This window comes from Chryseobacterium scophthalmum (assembly GCF_900143185.1).
In the GTDB taxonomy this organism is placed as follows: Bacteria; Bacteroidota; Bacteroidia; order Flavobacteriales; family Weeksellaceae; genus Chryseobacterium; species Chryseobacterium scophthalmum.
Genome location: NZ_FSRQ01000001.1, coordinates 705,713 through 722,438, shown reverse-complemented (window position 1 = coordinate 722,438; position 16,726 = coordinate 705,713). Strand labels below are relative to the sequence as shown.

The 16,726-nt window shown below is 32.5% G+C and carries 18 protein-coding genes; 8 read left to right on the top strand and 10 right to left on the bottom strand.

All coding sequences use genetic code 11. The annotated features are described in order from the left end of the window. Nucleotides 1–69: 69 nt before the first annotated feature. The 3 genes from BUR17_RS03275 (at nt 70) to pdeM (ending at nt 5,119) form a co-directional block, all read left to right on the top strand. Nucleotides 70–1,650, top strand: coding sequence for an ATP-dependent DNA ligase (locus BUR17_RS03275; RefSeq protein WP_074228757.1), 1,581 nt, complete (start codon nt 70–72; stop codon nt 1,648–1,650). A 266-nt stretch (nt 1,651–1,916) separates the two neighbouring features. Then, complete coding sequence (locus BUR17_RS03270) at nt 1,917–4,319, top strand: ligase-associated DNA damage response DEXH box helicase (protein ID WP_074230206.1); 2,403 nt, start codon at nt 1,917–1,919, stop codon at nt 4,317–4,319. 155 nt (nt 4,320–4,474) lie between these two features. After that, a complete protein-coding gene (gene pdeM / locus BUR17_RS03265; RefSeq protein WP_074228755.1) occupies nt 4,475–5,119 on the top strand; it encodes a ligase-associated DNA damage response endonuclease PdeM in 645 nt (214 codons plus the stop codon). 4 nt (nt 5,120–5,123) lie between these two features. Here pdeM and BUR17_RS03260 read toward each other — a convergent pair whose 3' ends face one another. Next, a complete protein-coding gene (locus BUR17_RS03260; protein ID WP_074228753.1) occupies nt 5,124–5,474 on the bottom strand; it encodes a helix-turn-helix transcriptional regulator in 351 nt (116 codons plus the stop codon). Between the two features lie 415 nt (nt 5,475–5,889). On the opposite strand from BUR17_RS03260, the gene BUR17_RS03255 reads away from it, so the two are divergent. Next, on the top strand, nt 5,890–6,534 hold the full coding sequence (locus BUR17_RS03255) for a Crp/Fnr family transcriptional regulator (protein ID WP_228418601.1): 645 nt from the start codon (nt 5,890–5,892) through the stop codon (nt 6,532–6,534). A gap of 32 nt (nt 6,535–6,566) precedes the next feature. Here BUR17_RS03255 and BUR17_RS03250 read toward each other — a convergent pair whose 3' ends face one another. The 3 genes from BUR17_RS03250 to BUR17_RS03240 form a co-directional block, all read right to left on the bottom strand. Next, a complete protein-coding gene (locus BUR17_RS03250; protein ID WP_074228751.1) occupies nt 6,567–7,067 on the bottom strand; it encodes a CinA family protein in 501 nt (166 codons plus the stop codon). A gap of 369 nt (nt 7,068–7,436) precedes the next feature. Continuing rightward, on the bottom strand, nt 7,437–8,051 hold the full coding sequence (locus BUR17_RS03245; RefSeq protein WP_228418599.1) for a Crp/Fnr family transcriptional regulator: 615 nt from the start codon (nt 8,049–8,051) through the stop codon (nt 7,437–7,439). A 98-nt stretch (nt 8,052–8,149) separates the two neighbouring features. Next, nucleotides 8,150–8,515 (bottom strand): Crp/Fnr family transcriptional regulator, encoded by a 366-nt coding sequence (locus BUR17_RS03240; RefSeq protein WP_074228747.1) that lies wholly within the window; start codon nt 8,513–8,515, stop codon nt 8,150–8,152. 457 nt (nt 8,516–8,972) lie between these two features. On the opposite strand from BUR17_RS03240, the gene BUR17_RS03235 reads away from it, so the two are divergent. Both BUR17_RS03235 and BUR17_RS03230 read left to right on the top strand, forming a co-directional pair. Continuing rightward, nucleotides 8,973–9,479, top strand: coding sequence for a pyridoxamine 5'-phosphate oxidase family protein (locus BUR17_RS03235; RefSeq protein WP_074228745.1), 507 nt, complete (start codon nt 8,973–8,975; stop codon nt 9,477–9,479). Between the two features lie 38 nt (nt 9,480–9,517). Then, complete coding sequence (locus BUR17_RS03230; RefSeq protein WP_074228743.1) at nt 9,518–9,868, top strand: hypothetical protein; 351 nt, start codon at nt 9,518–9,520, stop codon at nt 9,866–9,868. Between the two features lie 44 nt (nt 9,869–9,912). Here BUR17_RS03230 and BUR17_RS03225 read toward each other — a convergent pair whose 3' ends face one another. The 5 genes from BUR17_RS03225 to BUR17_RS03205 all read right to left on the bottom strand — a co-directional run bounded on the left by BUR17_RS03225 (nt 9,913) and on the right by BUR17_RS03205 (nt 13,309). Further along, entirely contained in the window at nt 9,913–10,506 is a 594-nt protein-coding gene (locus BUR17_RS03225; protein ID WP_074228741.1) for a Crp/Fnr family transcriptional regulator, read from the bottom strand. Continuing rightward, nucleotides 10,503–10,883: a bacillithiol system redox-active protein YtxJ gene (gene ytxJ, locus BUR17_RS03220; RefSeq protein ID WP_074228739.1), complete on the bottom strand. Its 381-nt coding sequence runs from the start codon at nt 10,881–10,883 to the stop codon at nt 10,503–10,505. The genes BUR17_RS03225 and ytxJ overlap by 4 nt, the downstream gene beginning before the upstream one ends. Continuing rightward, nucleotides 10,880–11,335, bottom strand: coding sequence for a hypothetical protein (locus BUR17_RS03215; protein ID WP_228418597.1), 456 nt, complete (start codon nt 11,333–11,335; stop codon nt 10,880–10,882). The genes ytxJ and BUR17_RS03215 overlap by 4 nt, the downstream gene beginning before the upstream one ends. Beyond that, entirely contained in the window at nt 11,335–11,871 is a 537-nt protein-coding gene (locus BUR17_RS03210; protein WP_074228738.1) for a YfiT family bacillithiol transferase, read from the bottom strand. The genes BUR17_RS03215 and BUR17_RS03210 overlap by 1 nt, the downstream gene beginning before the upstream one ends. A 295-nt stretch (nt 11,872–12,166) precedes the next feature. Then, nucleotides 12,167–13,309 carry a DEAD/DEAH box helicase gene (locus BUR17_RS03205; RefSeq protein ID WP_074228736.1) on the bottom strand — a complete coding sequence of 381 codons (1,143 nt, stop codon included), beginning with the start codon at nt 13,307–13,309 and terminating at the stop codon, nt 12,167–12,169. Between the two features lie 170 nt (nt 13,310–13,479). Here BUR17_RS03205 and pncA point away from each other — a divergent pair, with 170 nt between their 5' ends. Next, nucleotides 13,480–14,085: a bifunctional nicotinamidase/pyrazinamidase gene (gene pncA, locus BUR17_RS03200; RefSeq protein WP_074228734.1), complete on the top strand. Its 606-nt coding sequence runs from the start codon at nt 13,480–13,482 to the stop codon at nt 14,083–14,085. A gap of 226 nt (nt 14,086–14,311) precedes the next feature. On the opposite strand, the gene BUR17_RS03195 is transcribed toward pncA, so the two are convergent. Continuing rightward, the gene (locus BUR17_RS03195; protein WP_228418596.1) at nt 14,312–15,463 is read right to left on the bottom strand and encodes a pseudouridine synthase; all 1,152 of its coding nucleotides are present in this window, start codon (nt 15,461–15,463) and stop codon (nt 14,312–14,314) included. A 101-nt stretch (nt 15,464–15,564) separates the two neighbouring features. Here BUR17_RS03195 and aroB point away from each other — a divergent pair, with 101 nt between their 5' ends. Next, nucleotides 15,565–16,611, top strand: a complete 1,047-nt coding sequence (gene aroB / locus BUR17_RS03190; RefSeq protein WP_074228732.1) for a 3-dehydroquinate synthase — start codon at nt 15,565–15,567, stop codon at nt 16,609–16,611. Nucleotides 16,612–16,726: the final 115 nt, after the last annotated feature.

The window sequence follows — 16,726 nt, the reverse complement described above, 5'->3', positions numbered from 1 at the left end:
TTTGTTATAAAATCTTTGCGATAAAAAAGATTTTAAAACCGTCAAAATTTATTATAAATAATATAAGAAATGAAAAATTTCGCAGAACTCATCAACGCTCTCGAAAGCACCAATAAAACCAATGCAAAAATCGATGCCATCATCGATTATCTCGAACGTGCGCCAGATGATGATAAATTGTGGTTTATTGCTTTATTTACAGGTAAAAGACCCAAGCGAAATGTTAATACGAATTATATGAAAGAATGGGCGTTGGAAATTACCCAATTGCCGTTTTGGCTTTTTCAGGAAAGCTATTCATCGGTTGGAGATTTAGGGGAAACGTTATCATTAATTCTTCCGCCACCCACCGAACAAATTGAAAGATCTTTATCTGAATGGATGCAAGAAATTATTAGTTTAAAGAATAAAACCGAGGCTGAAAAAAAAGAATTTGTTCTCAATTCCTGGAATGGTTTGGATTATATACAACGTTTGATTTTCAATAAATTATTAGGCGGAAGTTTCAGAATTGGTGTTTCTTCAAAAACATTGATTAATTCTCTTACAAAATTTTCCGGACAGGAAGCAAGTACTTTAATGCACAGTTTAATGGGAAAATGGCAACCGGATGAAGTTTCATTTAAAGAATTGATTTCTGCTGAAAATATCAATCCTGATAATTCAAAACCCTACCCTTTTTGCCTCGCTTATCCTTTGGAAAAAGACTTGGAAGATTTAGGGAAACCCGAAGATTGGCTCATCGAATATAAATGGGACGGAATTCGTGGACAAATCATCAGAAGAAATGATGAAGTCTTTATTTGGTCTCGTGGTGAAGAATTGGTAACCGAGCAGTTTCCTGAAATTGCGGAGACTGTAAAAGCAATGAAAGGTAATTTTGTGATAGATGGAGAAATACTTGCAGTAAAGGAAGGTAACGTTTTAAATTTTAATGAATTACAAAAACGTTTGAACCGTAAAACTTTAACCAAAAAAATGCTTGCTGAAATTCCAATTGAAGTTTTTGCGTATGATATTTTAGAACTCGAAGGAACTGATTTGCGCGAAAAACCAATGTCAGCAAGAAGAGCAATCTTGGAAGAATTATTATTAAATGAAGTTCCAGAAAACATAAAAATTTCTCAGTCAATCGATTTTGATGATTGGAACAAATTAGATTTAATCAGAGAAAACTCCAGAGAAATAAACAGCGAGGGTTTGATGCTGAAACAGAAAAATTCACAATATCATTCAGGGAGAAAAAAAGGCGATTGGTGGAAATGGAAGATCAATCCAATGACGATTGATGCAGTTCTTATTTATGCCCAAAAAGGAAGCGGAAGACGAAGCGCTTATTACACCGACTACAGTTTTGCTGTGAAAAGCGGCGATAAATTGGTCACGATTGCAAAAGCCTATTCCGGATTGACTGATAAAGAAATTATGGAAGTCAGCAAGTTTGTGAATAAAAATGCAATTGAAAAATTTGGTCCGGTTCGTACCGTAAAAGCCGAATTAGTTTTTGAGATTGCTTTTGAAGGAATTGGTTTCAGCAATCGGCATAAAAGTGGTGTTGCATTACGTTTTCCAAGAATTCTAAAATGGCGAAAAGATAAAACCGTTGACGAAATCGATGATATTGAGGAGATTAAAAAGCTGATACAATAATTTCTTGAAAGCTCTAGAGGAGCTTTATCTGTGTAGAAGAAAAAACATAAACATTGGAGAACTCCGTAGGAGTTCTATCTTATAACTAAATTTTAAAGAGATAGCACTCCTACGGAGCGCCGCTAATAACATTAATTAAATTACTACACAGATAAAACTGCTCTGCAGTTTTTCTTCTAAATCAGTAGATTTAATATTATTTAATTTATAAAAACAATTTGAGCAACTACGAAAATACAGAAGGATTCAAGATCATTCAAAACTGGATGATGGAAAAATCGATTTCTCCGTTCAAATTTCAAATTGATACCTGGAAAAAATTCGGAAACGGTTACAGCGGAATGGTCGTCGCTCCAACAGGATTCGGGAAAACCTATTCCGTTTTTTTAGCGTTAATTTCTGATTTTCTGAATCATCCTGAAAAATATAAGAAAGGATTAAAAATGATCTGGATCACACCGCTTCGATCTCTTTCAAAAGATATTGCGAAAGCAATGCAGGAAGCCATTGACGAAATTGGTTTAGATTGGTTAGTTGGGGTAAGAAACGGCGACACAGATCCAAAAGTTCGACAGCAACAGGTCAAAAATATGCCGGAAATTTTAGTGGCAACACCTGAAAGCCTACACTTGCTTCTCGGACAAAAAAATCACCAAAGATTCTTCCAAAATCTGCAAAGTATTGCCATTGACGAATGGCATGAATTATTAGGTTCGAAACGCGGAGTGATTGTTGAATTAGGGATTTCTCAATTAAGAAAATACGTTCCGAAATTAAAAATCTGGGGGATTACAGCGACAATTGGAAACCTTGATGAAGCAATGGAAGTGTTGATTCCTTACGATATAAAGAAGACAAAAATCACAGCTAAACAACATAAAACGATTGATATTATTTCAGTTTTTCCTGATGAAGTAGAGATTTTACCTTGGGCAGGACATCTTGGTCATAAATTAGCAGATAAAGTGGTTCCGATTATTTTAGAATCTAAATCGACCATTGTTTTTACCAATACTAGAAGCCAGAGTGAGATGTGGTATCAATTATTGCTCGATGCTTATCCAGATTTTGCCGGACAAATCGCCATTCATCATAGTTCTATCGATGCACATTTAAGAATCTGGATTGAAGAAAATTTAAGTTCAGGAAAATTAAAAACAGTCGTTTCTACCTCATCTTTAGATTTAGGAATTGATTTTAAACCTGTTGATACCGTGATACAAATTGGTTCTGCAAAAGGTGTTGCGAGGTTTCTGCAACGCGCTGGACGAAGCGGTCACTCCCCTTTTGAAACTTCAAAAATTTATTGTGTTCCTACGCATTCTTTAGAGTTAATCGAAGTTTCAGCTTTGAAAGAAGCCGTTAAACAAAATGTAATTGAACCTCGAGAACCCCAGGTTTTATGTTTTGATGTTTTGGTTCAGTTTTTAATGACTTTAGCAATTGGTGACGGGTTTTATCCCGAAGAAACATACGAAAGAATTAAACAGGTTTATACTTTTCAGGAAATCAGAGACGAAGAATGGAAAGAAATCATCGATTTTTTAACAATTGGTGGTAGTGCACTGAAAAACTACGAAGAATACCATAAAGTTGTGGTAATGGAAGATGGTTTGCACAAAGTCATTTCGAGAAAAATTGCGATGCTTCACAGAATGAATATGGGTGCAATTGTAAGTGATGCAATGCTGAAAGTAAAATTTATTTCCGGCGGATATATCGGAATGGTTGAAGAATATTTTATTTCGAGGCTGAAAAAAGAAGAAAAATTTATTTTGGCTGGAAGAGTTCTGGAAGTGGCGATGGTAAAAGATATGACTGTTTTTGTGCGTGCTTCTAAAGGAAAAGCAATGGCGCCAAGTTATCTTGGTGGAAGATTACCTTTAAGTTCAAATTTGGGACGATTTTTAAGAGAAAAATTATCTGGTGCATTAAATCCAAAAGCATCGGAAAAAGAACTGAAATTTTTACATCCCTTATTAATCAATCAGGAAGAACGATCTCACATTCCGAAAGAAGATGAATTTTTGGTCGAAATGATTAAAAACCGGGAAGGTTATCATTTATTTATGTATCCTTTTGAAGGTCGTTTGGTTCACGAAGTAATGGCTGCTTTAATTGCTTTCCGGATTTCAAAACTGGCTCCCATTTCTTTTTCTATGGCAATGAATGATTATGGTTTTGAATTATTCAGCGACAAAGAAATCCCTTTAAACGAAGATAATCTTGAGAAAATTTTAAACCGAGAAAATTTGATGGTTGATGTGATTTCCAGCATTAATTCGGCAGAAATGGCGAGAAGAAAATTCAGAGATATTGCGGTAATTTCCGGAATGGTTGTTCAGAATTTTCCGGGACAGCAACGGTCGAATAAAGCTTTACAAAGTTCGGCGGGACTTATTTTTAAGGTGTTGGAAGATCATGATCCGAATCATTTTCTTGTGAGACAGGCATATACTGAAGTTTTTAATATGCAATTGCAGGAACAGCGATTGGTAGAAGCTTTTAAACGAATCGAAAAATCTAAGCTTATTTTAAAATATTCAAATAAATTTACACCTTTAAGTTTTCCAATAAAAGTTGACAGTTTAAGACAGACTTTAACCAGTGAAAATCTGGATGCGAGAATTCAGAAACTGATTAAACAATCGGGAAGAAATATAAAGTGAATTGTCAATAAGTCAATTGTGAATTTATTTAATATGATTTATTATTGACTCCGCCGAATCTAAATATTTCTGGTTAAGGAAGAATCTAAACTATACAACGGATAGATTCTTCACTACACTTTCGTTTCGTTCAGAATGACAAACATAAAATTAAAATGAAGATAACAACAAAAAATATAACTATTCAAAACGAAATTTTCACTTTAACGAATCAGCGAGCGCTGTTTTGGGAAAAAGAAAAAGCATTGATTTTTTCTGATCTTCATATTGGTAAAACGGCACATTTCCGTAAAAACGGAATTGCTTTAGCCAACCAGATTATGAAAAATGATTTGGAAAGATTGTCAATTTTAATTGAATATTTTCAACCCGAAAAATTTATTATTGTAGGGGACTTGCTTCATGCCGGAGACAATTCTGATGTTGATCAATTTTGTGAATGGAAAAATCAATATCCAAACATTAAATTCTGTTTGGTGGAAGGTAATCACGACAGGATTTCAAAAACTTTAGAGAAGAAACTTTGCCTGGATTTAAAAAATAGTTCATTAGAAATCAATGATATTTTATTTGTTCACGATTTCGATAAATCAAATTCAAAATTTCAGATTACGGGACATATTCATCCCGGTTTTGTCATCAATTCTATGGTAAAAAGAATAAAATTACCATGTTTTGTCGTAACGGAAAATCAATTGTTGCTTCCTGCTTTCAGCGAGTTTACAGGATTAGACATAAAAAATCTTCCTAAAAAAGGAAGATTCTATGTTTTTACCGATGCAGAAATCTATGAGATATAATTTTTTACAATTGATCAAACCATTTGTAAATATCGGTATCTGAAGAGATTTGAAGTTTTTTTCTTAATCTGTTTTTTCTATTCTGAATGGCTTTTGGAGTTACAAATGTATAAGTTGCAATTTCTTTAGTACTCAATCCCAACTTGAGATAAATACAAAAAATAATTTCAGAATTTTGCAGATTAGAATTAACGGTAGCTAATTTTACAAAAAACTCGGGATATGCAGATTTAAATTTACTTAAAAGGCGCGGTGAATTTTGTTTGGCAAGTCTGATGATTTCCTCATCAAGCAAAATTTTTGCATTGTATTGTTCTGCATTAAAGTCTTGGGTGTTTTCTCTATTTCTATTCATTATTTGGCAGAATTTTTCTCTATCATTACCAAAGTTTCTGGGAAAACATTGGTTTGATTAACGTTCTTATTATCAGTTTTTTTCAATTTATTATCGTAGTTTTCAGACTGTGATTATTTTTAGTGGTAATAATTTCTAAATTCTTATTACGTTACCATTAAATTATTCTTAATCTTTCCTTCTTCAAAATTTGGATTCAAATGTATCAGAATTTTCATCTTTCTTTTTATGATTCTAATCAACAAATAACGATTTATATTTTTAGTTTAATTGGAGCTATATTATTTGTTTATGAGTTTAATTTAATCAAAATTCTAGCCTGTAACAGTTAATGTGGTATCTGTGTGGTAGGCAAATAATTCACTTTTGTATAAAATTACTCTTTCTTTACATGTCTAAAAATCTGAACATTCTTATGTTTCCGAACATAATGATGAATTTTTTAGATAAAATTAATCCCAATAATATGATAAATGAAGATAAATTATTTTCTTTTGGAGCAGATTTAAAAACTTACAATCCTGATGATCTTTTATTTTCTGAAGGTGAAGTTCCAAGCTACTTTTTCCTGATTTCCAAAGGAAAAGTGAAATTAAATAATTTTAATGAAGGAGGTAAAGAATTTATTCAAGGAATACTCTCACAAGGTCACAGTGTAGGTCTTTCTTCACTTTTTACAGAAAAAAACTACCCGGTAAATGCCGTTGTTGTAGAAGAATCTGAAGTGATAAGGCTTCCTAAAACGCAGTATCTACAGTTTTTGCAGCAACATCCCGAAGATTATTTCAAAAATATACAATTCCTTTCTGAGCATATGCATTACAAGTTTTTGATGATGCAGAGTATGGCTTTTCAAAAACCTGCCCAAAAATTGTTAACCTTGATGAATTATCTTAAAGATCATCATCACGACCAGTCGCAATATGCTCTTCAGATTCCTTTAACCAGACAGCAGCTCGCTTCTCTTGCCGGATTAAGCGTAGAAACTGTAATCAGGGTAATAAAAAACATGGAGAAAGAAGAAATTTTAAAAATCAAAAACAGAAAAATCTTTTATTAATCTCTAAAATATTATTCTTTACCTGAGCTTTGTTATTTTAAAATTAAAAGTTTATTAATCTCACTTTTAAAGCATCCCAAAATAAATTCTGTATAATATTGTTGCGCTCCTAAAGCCTGTGTTTTAGGATGAAGCTCCAGTTTTTTAGATAAAATAATTTCACCTTTGTAGGCAAAAGAATAATATGAAAATATTTTGTACGTAGAACTTCTCATTGGGTTGGCATAACCTGTAACTGCAATAGACCAATCGGTATCGAATAGTTTTGCTACACTGAGAGCCATTGTTTCTGCAATTTCCTCAGAAACACAGTCGCATGAGTTTCCTTCATCATAATCTACATTGAGAAGTTTAACTTTTTGGTCTAATGTATAAGCAGTTATTCCGCCTTTATAAAACATTGATGCATTGGGCATTTGTGAAAAAGCGAGCTGAAAAAGCCCGGAAGTTACACTTTCAGCGATAGAAATCGTTTCGTTGGTAGCTATTAATGATTCGCTGATATAATTGAGTAAGTTTTGTTGAAATTCCATAAGATTTGTTTTAATGAAGTTGTAAAATATTCACGTGTTTTTCAAAGTAATGGAGATCATCAGTTTTTTAAGTATAGCATAAAAAGCTTAATGAATATGCCAATTCTAAAGCGTTCTAAAGATTACCTCTTCCTCCACAAAAGAGGTAATCATGAAAGTAAATAATGAATAAAAAACTGACGTTACAGTTTTAAATCCGGGATTTAAAGACTGTAATTTCTAAACCTTATTGGGTGAAATATAATGCTGCTGTTTTCATATTATAATTAATTTAGGTGGTTGGTGTTGTGATTGTGGTTCTATGATAAAATATATCAAATATACTTCGCTAAGGATTTATTAACTTATGATTTGAGTCATGTACTTTCTTTAATAATATATTTTACGGTCTTCAATTTTCAGCAGATTATCTTTTTCCATTTTTTTGATGGTTCTGATGATAGTTTCTACGCGCAAACCGGTAAGATCGGCAATTTGCTGTCTTGTAAGTTTTATATTAAACGAATGCTGGTCTTCACAATCGGTATAGCTTTTAAGATAACTGAAAAGACCAAGAATTCTTGCGGAAGGCTGTAGTGAGACCATGTCATGAATCATTTTCATTTTGAAATAAAGACGGTGCGATAAACATGCATTTATTTCCAAAGAAACATGAGGATGTTCTTTTACGAGATTAATAAAATTCTTTCTTGGCAATATGATGAGTGTTGTAGGCTTTAGAGCGTAAGAATTCACAGTATATTTTTTTTCTATAAATAAATGCGCATCTCCAAAACTTTGCCCTTTTCCTAAAATATTATGTATAAATTCTTTCCCTTCATCATTAAAATTATTAACCTTTACAACACCTTCTATAATCTGGTAGTAAAAAGTCGGCGAATCGCCTTCTCTGAAAATAAGTTCTTTTTCTTTGTAAGTTTTAGTTTCAGCACTGTAAGATTTCAGCAATTGCTCGTCAATCTTCATGCAACTTATTGTTTTCATGGTGTAAAAATTTTATCATTTAATACAGTATACTGCCAATTGAGGTTAATTGTAAGTTTTACTGTCGGATTTTTTCAACACATATTTTGTGCCAGAATTTATTTAAAATGGAGCTTTTTAGAAAGATTTTTATTTATTTCAAAACACATTTTCGGATTTTTCTGCATTAAACTGATAAATAAATTTTTTTTTAAACTCAAAACTTCACAAGAATTGATGGCTATTGCATTCATAGGATATTGATGATCTATAAAAAGAAAAGACTCACCAAGACACTCTCCTGCCTCCAAATGATTTTGAATATGTTCTTTACCAGATGCATCATAATTATTCATTTTTACACTTCCGGAAACAATCTGGAAATAATATTGAGCAGACTCGCCTTCTGTGAAAATATTTTCTGTAGCTAAATAGTTTTTACTGATAGCTCCTGCAGATTTCAGGATTTTTTGGTGGATAACCATAATTTTAATATTTACGATTGATTGTGATTGTAATCTTCACAAAAGATATAAGTAAATATTAGTGGTAACAAGGTTTAAACGGATGGTGAATTACGATTAAAAGTAATGTCAATACTTAAATATTTTACTGAATTTCAGTATTTAGTATTTTTAAATAGAGAAATCTTTCACAATTTTCATTTTGTGAATAGTGATAACATACTATAAAATTGAGTCAGTATGATTTATCAACCTTACTCAAATATACGATAAATTAAATTAGGTTTTTATGATTTCAATCATAAATTTTAGTTAATGTTGTATCATTTTCATCAATAATTGTTGTTTTTAATTTATTTTATAGGGGAATTGAATTTTTTTTTAAAGATTTTATATTTTTGGTTAGGTTTTTGAAGCGACCAATCATCATAGAATTTTTTATTCTACAATACAAACCACAATTACAAAATATAATATTATGTCAACAGAAAATTTGAATAACGCAGAAGCGGTAAAAAAAATTAAGGAACTTTCAGAAAGAGCTAAAATCTGTATGTTCTGCACCAATCTAGAAAGTTTACCCATCAATACTAGACCGATGGGTCTTCAGGAAACTGATGAAAGCGGAAATCTATGGTTTATCAGCAGTGAAGCCAGCAACAAAAATTTTGAAATAAAAGATGACAAAAGAGTACAACTTTTATTTATGAATAACTCAGATTCAGAATATCTTTCTATATTTGGTGACGCTGTGATTTATAAAGACAGATCAACCATTGAAGAGAAATGGTCTGCAATGGCAAATGCTTGGTTTGACGGAAAAGACGATCCTAATGTTTCGATTATCCGTGTAACGCCGAAAGATACTTATTATTGGGACACCAAAGCTGGAAAACTCGTAAGTCTTCTAAGTTTTGTAGCTGCCGCAGTTACCGGAAATAAAACCGATAATTCTGACGGTGTAGAAGGGAACGCTACAGTTTAATTTTTAATATAATTACTTACTTTAAAAACTATAAGATCATGATATTCGAAGATGACCCGCACGCTGTTGTTCATGAAACGAATAACAAGCCATTGAGCAATTTTGCAATGATTACTCAGGTAATTCAATTCACTGGAGATAAGTCTTTTATATTAAATTCTTTACAAAAAATAAAGAACAGTACGATTTGCGATATCAAAAAGAAAGTGATCGATAAATTTATTCATGAATATACGGTGAACTTTACAGGATATGTTGAGAACGACAGTTATCAGCTCCATGCCGATGGTTATCAGTTGTCGCCTTCGTATGCCAAACAATCTTATGAGAAAGTTTTAAGAGAACAGGAATACCTAAATAGAATAATCACCACACTTAACAACGATTAGTTGTTTGGTGCGGTGATTTTATTTTTATCTTAAATTAATAAAGATTATTTATCGGTAACAAAATTCTTTTTTGCCAGTTCTTTTCTCACACGGCTTAAGCTTTCCGGAGTAATTCCCAGATAAGAAGCGATCATCCATTGCGGAACTCTTAGTAAAAGATCCGGATACATTTTGATGAATTTTAAATAGCGTTCTTCCGCCGTTTCTCCTAACAAAGAATTGATTCTGTCCTGCAAGCTTTTTACATGCTTCTGAATAATCAGATCATTTTTTTCAATCGTATTCGGGAATTCTTCTAAAAGTTTACTGAAAAAATCCGGCTGTAAAAACAACACTTCAGAATCTTCTACTGCTTCAATATAATAGCGGGATTTTTCATTAAAATAAAGACTGCTTCGGTCGCCAATCAGCCAATTTTCAGGAGCAAACTGTATAACGTGTTCTTTTCCGTTTTTATCAATAGAATACATTCTTAAAAGCCCTTTTTCAACAAAAAAAGTATTTCGGCATACTTCGCCTTCCTGCAAAAGCATTTCGTGCTTCCCTACTTTTTTCATTTCATACTGAATGCTGCATAAATTTACTTTTTCAGCGGGAACCTCAAAAACTTTTGCTAAATATTCGTTTATATTACTCATAGAATCTGGCTTAAAGAAATATCCTGATGTGATGCGTTATTGATGGCTTTTCCGTTTTCAAAAACAATCAATTGCGGACTTTCGTGACGAATCCCGAAATCTTCAGCAATTTTATTGGAAATTGGTCTGAAAGCCAAAAGATCAAGAAAATAAAAACTTGCATTTTGTTCGTCTGAATTTTCAATTTCTTTTTCAAAATTTTTCAAAACCGTTTTGCTTATAAAACAGCTTGTAGAATGTTTGAAAATGGCTACTCTATTTTCATAAGACTGTTTGATTGCTTTTTCTAAATCTTCTTCAGACTTTATTGTTTTCCAGAAAGATTTTGTTTCTCCCTGTTCCTGTTTTCCGCCAAATATTTTATCTAAAAAACTCATACATTAAATTGTTTTAAATGGTGATTGAGGTGTTTATATTCCATAAATCCCCAATCTTTTTCTTTCATTTCACCAAAAAGCTCATGGCGATTTGGCAAATGATGATTTTCGTAAGCAAGATAATACTCGTCTAACCTTTTTAAAAGATTGTTTCTTGCTTCTTCAAAGTTACATTCAAAATTAACGATTACTTTTCTAAAAGTAGGCATATTTCGGGGAATTCCGTTATTGAAAATCTGCATTTCTCTTTTCACAAAAATTCCGATTGATTTGAATAGAAAATTGATTGGTGGAAGAGTGATTTTCTTTAATGCAATCTGTAAGATCAAATCACAATGAACAAGCATTTGAGAAGCATTCATACTTCCCCATTTTCTTTCTGAAGTTTCTGAAAGCTGAGCAATTCTCTGCTTAATTTCGTTAAAATCGTTCTTGTTATGAAGGCTTTTCACTACCAGTTTTTTTCTTTCTTCAGATTTTCAATATGTGCAAAATGATGATTGCAATGCCAAACATAATTCGCAAGGTAAACTCTCAGATCATAACTTTCGTTGTGTTCAGGGTGATGAAAAGTTCTTTCAAACTGTTTATTGGTCATTGCTTTTAATAAAACAGTCCATCTTTGATGAGTTCCTTTTATAATTCTCATCGCAGGTTTTATCGGCATATTTACGCTATCTTGAAGCTCTGCAAATTTTGCTTCGTCGTAAGGTTTTATTGTGGGATTTTCTTCTGTAAGCGCCAATTTTAAACGAATAAGACTGTTCATGTGACTGTCTGCAATGTGATTCACAAGCTGTCTCACTGTCCAGCCGCCTTCTCTGTATTGTGTATCTAATTGATCTTCGTTAAAATCTTCAATTAAATTTTTTAATTTGTCTGGAAAATTTTTGATGACTTTAATATATTCTGTGAGTTGAATGTCGCAGATGTTGTCAGGAGCTTCAAAGCGACCTATCGGAAATCTTTTCTGTTCTAAATTGTCCATTTTCAATGATAATATTTAATGATTTGATCAAAATTAATTTATAAATAGTTTAATATTAAGTCTGTTTAAATTTAACCACAAAAGGAGCAAAAGACAATTATGATGCTATTATTAGATAATCGAAGTTCTCAAAAGAATAAAAAATCAGAGATTTTTAAAGAGCTTTTGTGTACTTTTTTCTTTATACTTATTAAAAATATCTAAATCTTTTGTCTCTTTTGTGGTTAATTAAAAATTAAACAAGTTTATTAATTAAAACTACTTATTGTAAATCTGCGAGAAAAATATTTAAATATTAATAACCATGCAGATTAATATCCTCCGTTCTTTGCAGAGTCACTTTCTTCCCCATTTTCTTTTGTATCACTCTGAAATGCTGTAATTCATCATCAGTCAAAATTGAAATTGCTGTTCCTTTTTCGCCTGCACGACCCGTTCTACCAATGCGGTGAATATAATCTAAAGGCGAACGAGGCAATTCGTAATTGATCACACAAGGTAATGACTCAATGTGAATTCCACGACCGATTAAGTCTGTAGCAACCAAAATTTGGGCTCCGTTTACTTTAAATTCTTCCAGGTTATTTCTTCGGGCACCTTGCGATTTTTGGCTGTGAATAGCAACAGCTTTTATTTTATTTTTTTTCAGTTTTTCAACCAAATTATCTGCAGATCTTGTAGAAGAAACAAATATTAAAGCTTTCTCAACCTTCTTTTCTTTAATTAAATATCTTAAGAACGGACCTTTGTTTTCCGGAGAAACATGATAAGCTAATTGTTCAATATTATCAATTTCAACTTCCTCTTTTTTAATTTCAATAATCGTAGGATCGATTGATAAACGTTCTTTCATCTCAGCAACTTTATCATTTAAAGTCGCAGAAAATAAAGTGGTTTGTTTTGCAACCGGCATCATGGCAAAAAGCTTGTTCATCTCTTCACCAAAACCTAACTGAAACATTTTATCTGCTTCATCAATCACTAAATGCTTTATTTGGGAAATGCTTAATGCTTTATGATCAATTAAATCCAACAAACGACCGGGCGTTGCAATAAGAACTTCTACCCCAAACATTCCCTTCATCTGTGGATTGATAGAAACACCGCCATAAACTGCCATTGTACGGACTTCACGTTTCAAATTGTCTGTAAACGCTCTGAAAACCTCATCAATCTGAATGGCTAATTCTCTTGTAGGAACCAATATTAAAACCTGTACATTACGATCTTTTTTAACTTCTGTATTTTGTAGCTTTTCTAAAATTGGCATCACAAAACAAGCCGTTTTTCCGGAACCTGTCTGTGCAATTCCCATCAAATCTTTTCCTGTTAAAATAATCGGTACCGTTTGCTCCTGAATTGGAAAAGGCTTCAGATAACCTAATTTTTTAACAGAATGAATAATATTGTGTGATAGACCTAAAGATTCGAATGACATATAGTATTTATTTAATGCAAAGATAAACTATTGCCGTCTGTTTTTTCTTTCTAAATATCTTTCAGATTGTAATTTTATTTTTTAAAATGCCGTTTTGTCAGATAATCAGGTTTTGGACAAATTTTTGAATGGTAACTTTCATCAATTAATAAAAAATTAGAAAGCTATATATGAAAAAAGCATTAATAATAGTCGATGTACAAAACGATTTTTGTGAAGGCGGAGCTTTGGCTGTTCCGGGAGCAAATGAAGTTATTCCCTACATCAATCTTTTGATGGAAGAAAACCATTACGATCAGATTGTTCTTACCCAAGATTGGCATCCTGCAAATCACAAAAGTTTTGCAAGCAATAACAATAGAAAAGTGGGCGAAAGTATTATTTTAAACGGTGTTCCGCAGTTTATGTGGCCAGATCATTGTGTAGAAAATACTTTTGGTGCAGAATTTCATAAAGATCTAAACAGAGATAAAGTAACTCATATTATTCAGAAAGGAAAAAATACTGAGATTGATGCTTACAGCGGTTTCCAGGACAACAATCATTTTATGAAAACAGGATTAGATGATTTCTTGAAATATCATGAAATTCAATTGGTGGAAATTGTAGGTTTAGCATTAGATTATTGTGTGAAATTTACTTGTCTTGATGCAGCTAATCTTGGATATATTACTTGTCTTCACTTCAACGGAACTCGTGCTGTCAATGTAAAACCTGATAACGGAAAAGATGCTATCTTTGAAATGTTGCAGAAAGGAGTGACAATCTTGGGATAGTTTTTTGAATAAACACAAATTTCAATTTTGTAATTTGCATTAAAACTTAACATTCGATTTGTCATTCTGAATAGAACAAAGTGAAATGAAGAATCTCTTTAATCCAAATAATAGATTCTTCCTTCGTCAGAGTGACAAACTTTGAAAATAAAAAAAGACGCAGAAATTTAATTCTGCGTCTTTATATTTTAAGTTAAGACTCGAAACTTTTAAGTTCGTATCTCGACTAAAGCATTTTAAGATTATTCACCTCCTGTTCCGTAAGGATTCTCCAGTGTCCTCTTTTGATGTTTTTCTTTGTCATTCCTGCAAACATTACTCTGTCTAGAGCTTCCACTTCGTATCCTAATCTTTGGAAAATTCTTCTGATAACACGGTTCCAGCCGATATGAATTTCAATTCCGACTTCATTTCTAGGTTTCCCTTCGATAAATGAAATCTGATCAACTTCAGCAACACCTTCATCCAAACGAATTCCTTCTGAAATAAGTTTCAGGTCTTCGTTCGTCAACTTTTTATCTAAAGTAACATGATAAATTTTCTTCGCATCAAAAGATGGGTGCGTCAGCTTTTTAGTCATGTGTCCGTCATTCGTCAAAAGAATAACTCCGGTTGTAGAACGGTCTAATCTTCCTACCGGGAAAACTCTGTATGGAGAAGCATTTGCAACCAAATCCATAACTGTTTTTCTTGCTTTGTCATCTTTTGTAGTCGAAATATACCCTTTTGGCTTGTTTAAAAGTACATAAACCGGCTTTTCAGGGGTAATGTTTTGTCCATCGAAAACTACTTTATCAGTTTTTTCAACCTGGTAACCCATTTCAGTTACTACTTTACCGTTTACTTCTACCAAACCTTGAGTAATTAACTCGTCAGCTTCTCTCCTGCTGCAAATTCCGGAATTGGCAATGTATTTATTAAGACGAATAGTATCTTTATGAACGTCCTTTTCTACTTTCTTGAATCTTCTTTGTTGTACAAAAGATTTTGCTTTATCCTGATCTTTGTCGTCTCCTTGAGATCCGGGTCTTCTTCCGTATTTCAGGCTGCCTCTTTCGTATTTATCTCTAGCGTCAAAACTATTGGGTCTGCTACCTCCTCTTTTGGGAGCAGATTTACCGAAAGTCTTTTTCTCTTCACCTGAACTGGTAATAAATGGTTCTTGTTCAGTTTTTGAATATTTCTTATTCATTCGAGCTTGATAACTGGTATCGTCACTTCTTTTGGAATCAGAATTTCTTTCTCCCGCTTTAGGGAATGACTTCTTGAAAGGTTTTGATCCGGAATCTCCAGATTTAAGAGAACGAGGACTGTCTGAGTTTCTTGTTGAAGATCTAGGTTTTTTAGGTCTCCCTGAATTATTATTGTCTCTGCTCATTCTAAATATTTTTGCAAAGATAGTAATTTAGTTACGAGTTAGAAATTAAGAATCATAACTTTGTAGCTTAGTATAGCTTTTAATTATAAAAAAATCATACAATGATTACTTTATTAGACGAAAATTTTTCGCAGCTCAATCAATTTTTGACCGAAAAATCATTCAGCAAAATTTTTATTTTGGTGGATGAAAATACGCATGAATATTGTCTCCCTGTATTATTAGGGAATTTAGAAACCGATATTTCTTTTGAAATTCTGGAGATTGAAGCGGGTGAAGAAATGAAAAATATTCAAACCGCCAATCAGCTTTGGGAAATTCTTACAGAAATGCAGGCCGACCGAAAAGCTTTGATAATCAATCTTGGCGGCGGTGTGATTACCGATATGGGAGGTTTTGTAGCTTCTACCTATAAAAGAGGAATTCAGTTTATTAATATTCCGACAACACTTCTTTCGATGTGTGACGCATCTATCGGTGGTAAAACAGGAATTGATCTGATGCATTATAAAAACATGGTGGGAACATTTTCTTTTCCTAAACAGATATATGCTTATACGCGATTTTTAGATACACTTCCTGCAAAAGAACTGAAAAGCGGATTTGCCGAAATGCTAAAACACGGATTAATTGCTGATAAAAAACACTGGGAAGCTTTAATAAAGCTGCAACATTTAGATCCTACAGGAGTTGAACCGCTGATTCCGCAGTCAATGGAAATTAAGCAGGAAGTTGTAAATGCAGATTTTCATGAGAAAAATGTGAGAAAAACTTTGAACTTCGGTCACACGATTGGTCATGCTATCGAAAGTTTATGTCTTCAGAGCGAAAATCCTATTCTTCACGGTGAAGCAGTTGCGTTGGGAATGATTTGCGAAAGCCATCTTTCTTATCTTGAAGGTTTGATTTCTAAAGAAGATGCAGACTTGATTATAGAAAATATTCAGAGATACTTCTCTTTTATCGATTTGGGTGACTTTAAAGATGAAGATATTTTCAACTTATTATTGAATGATAAGAAAAATACAGATGCAAAAATCAATTTTTCTTTGCTTTCAGGAATTGGTTCTTGTATTTATGATCACGAATGTAGCACTGAAAATATTCAAAAATCAATCAATTATTACAAAAAGCTGAGTGAATTTTAAGTTTTAAACTAAATTTTTAGATTTAAATTTAAATAATTGTTATTCGAAGCATATAAATTGAGTTAAATATAATTATCTGATATTCATGTTTTTATGATTTAAACCATTTGCTGTT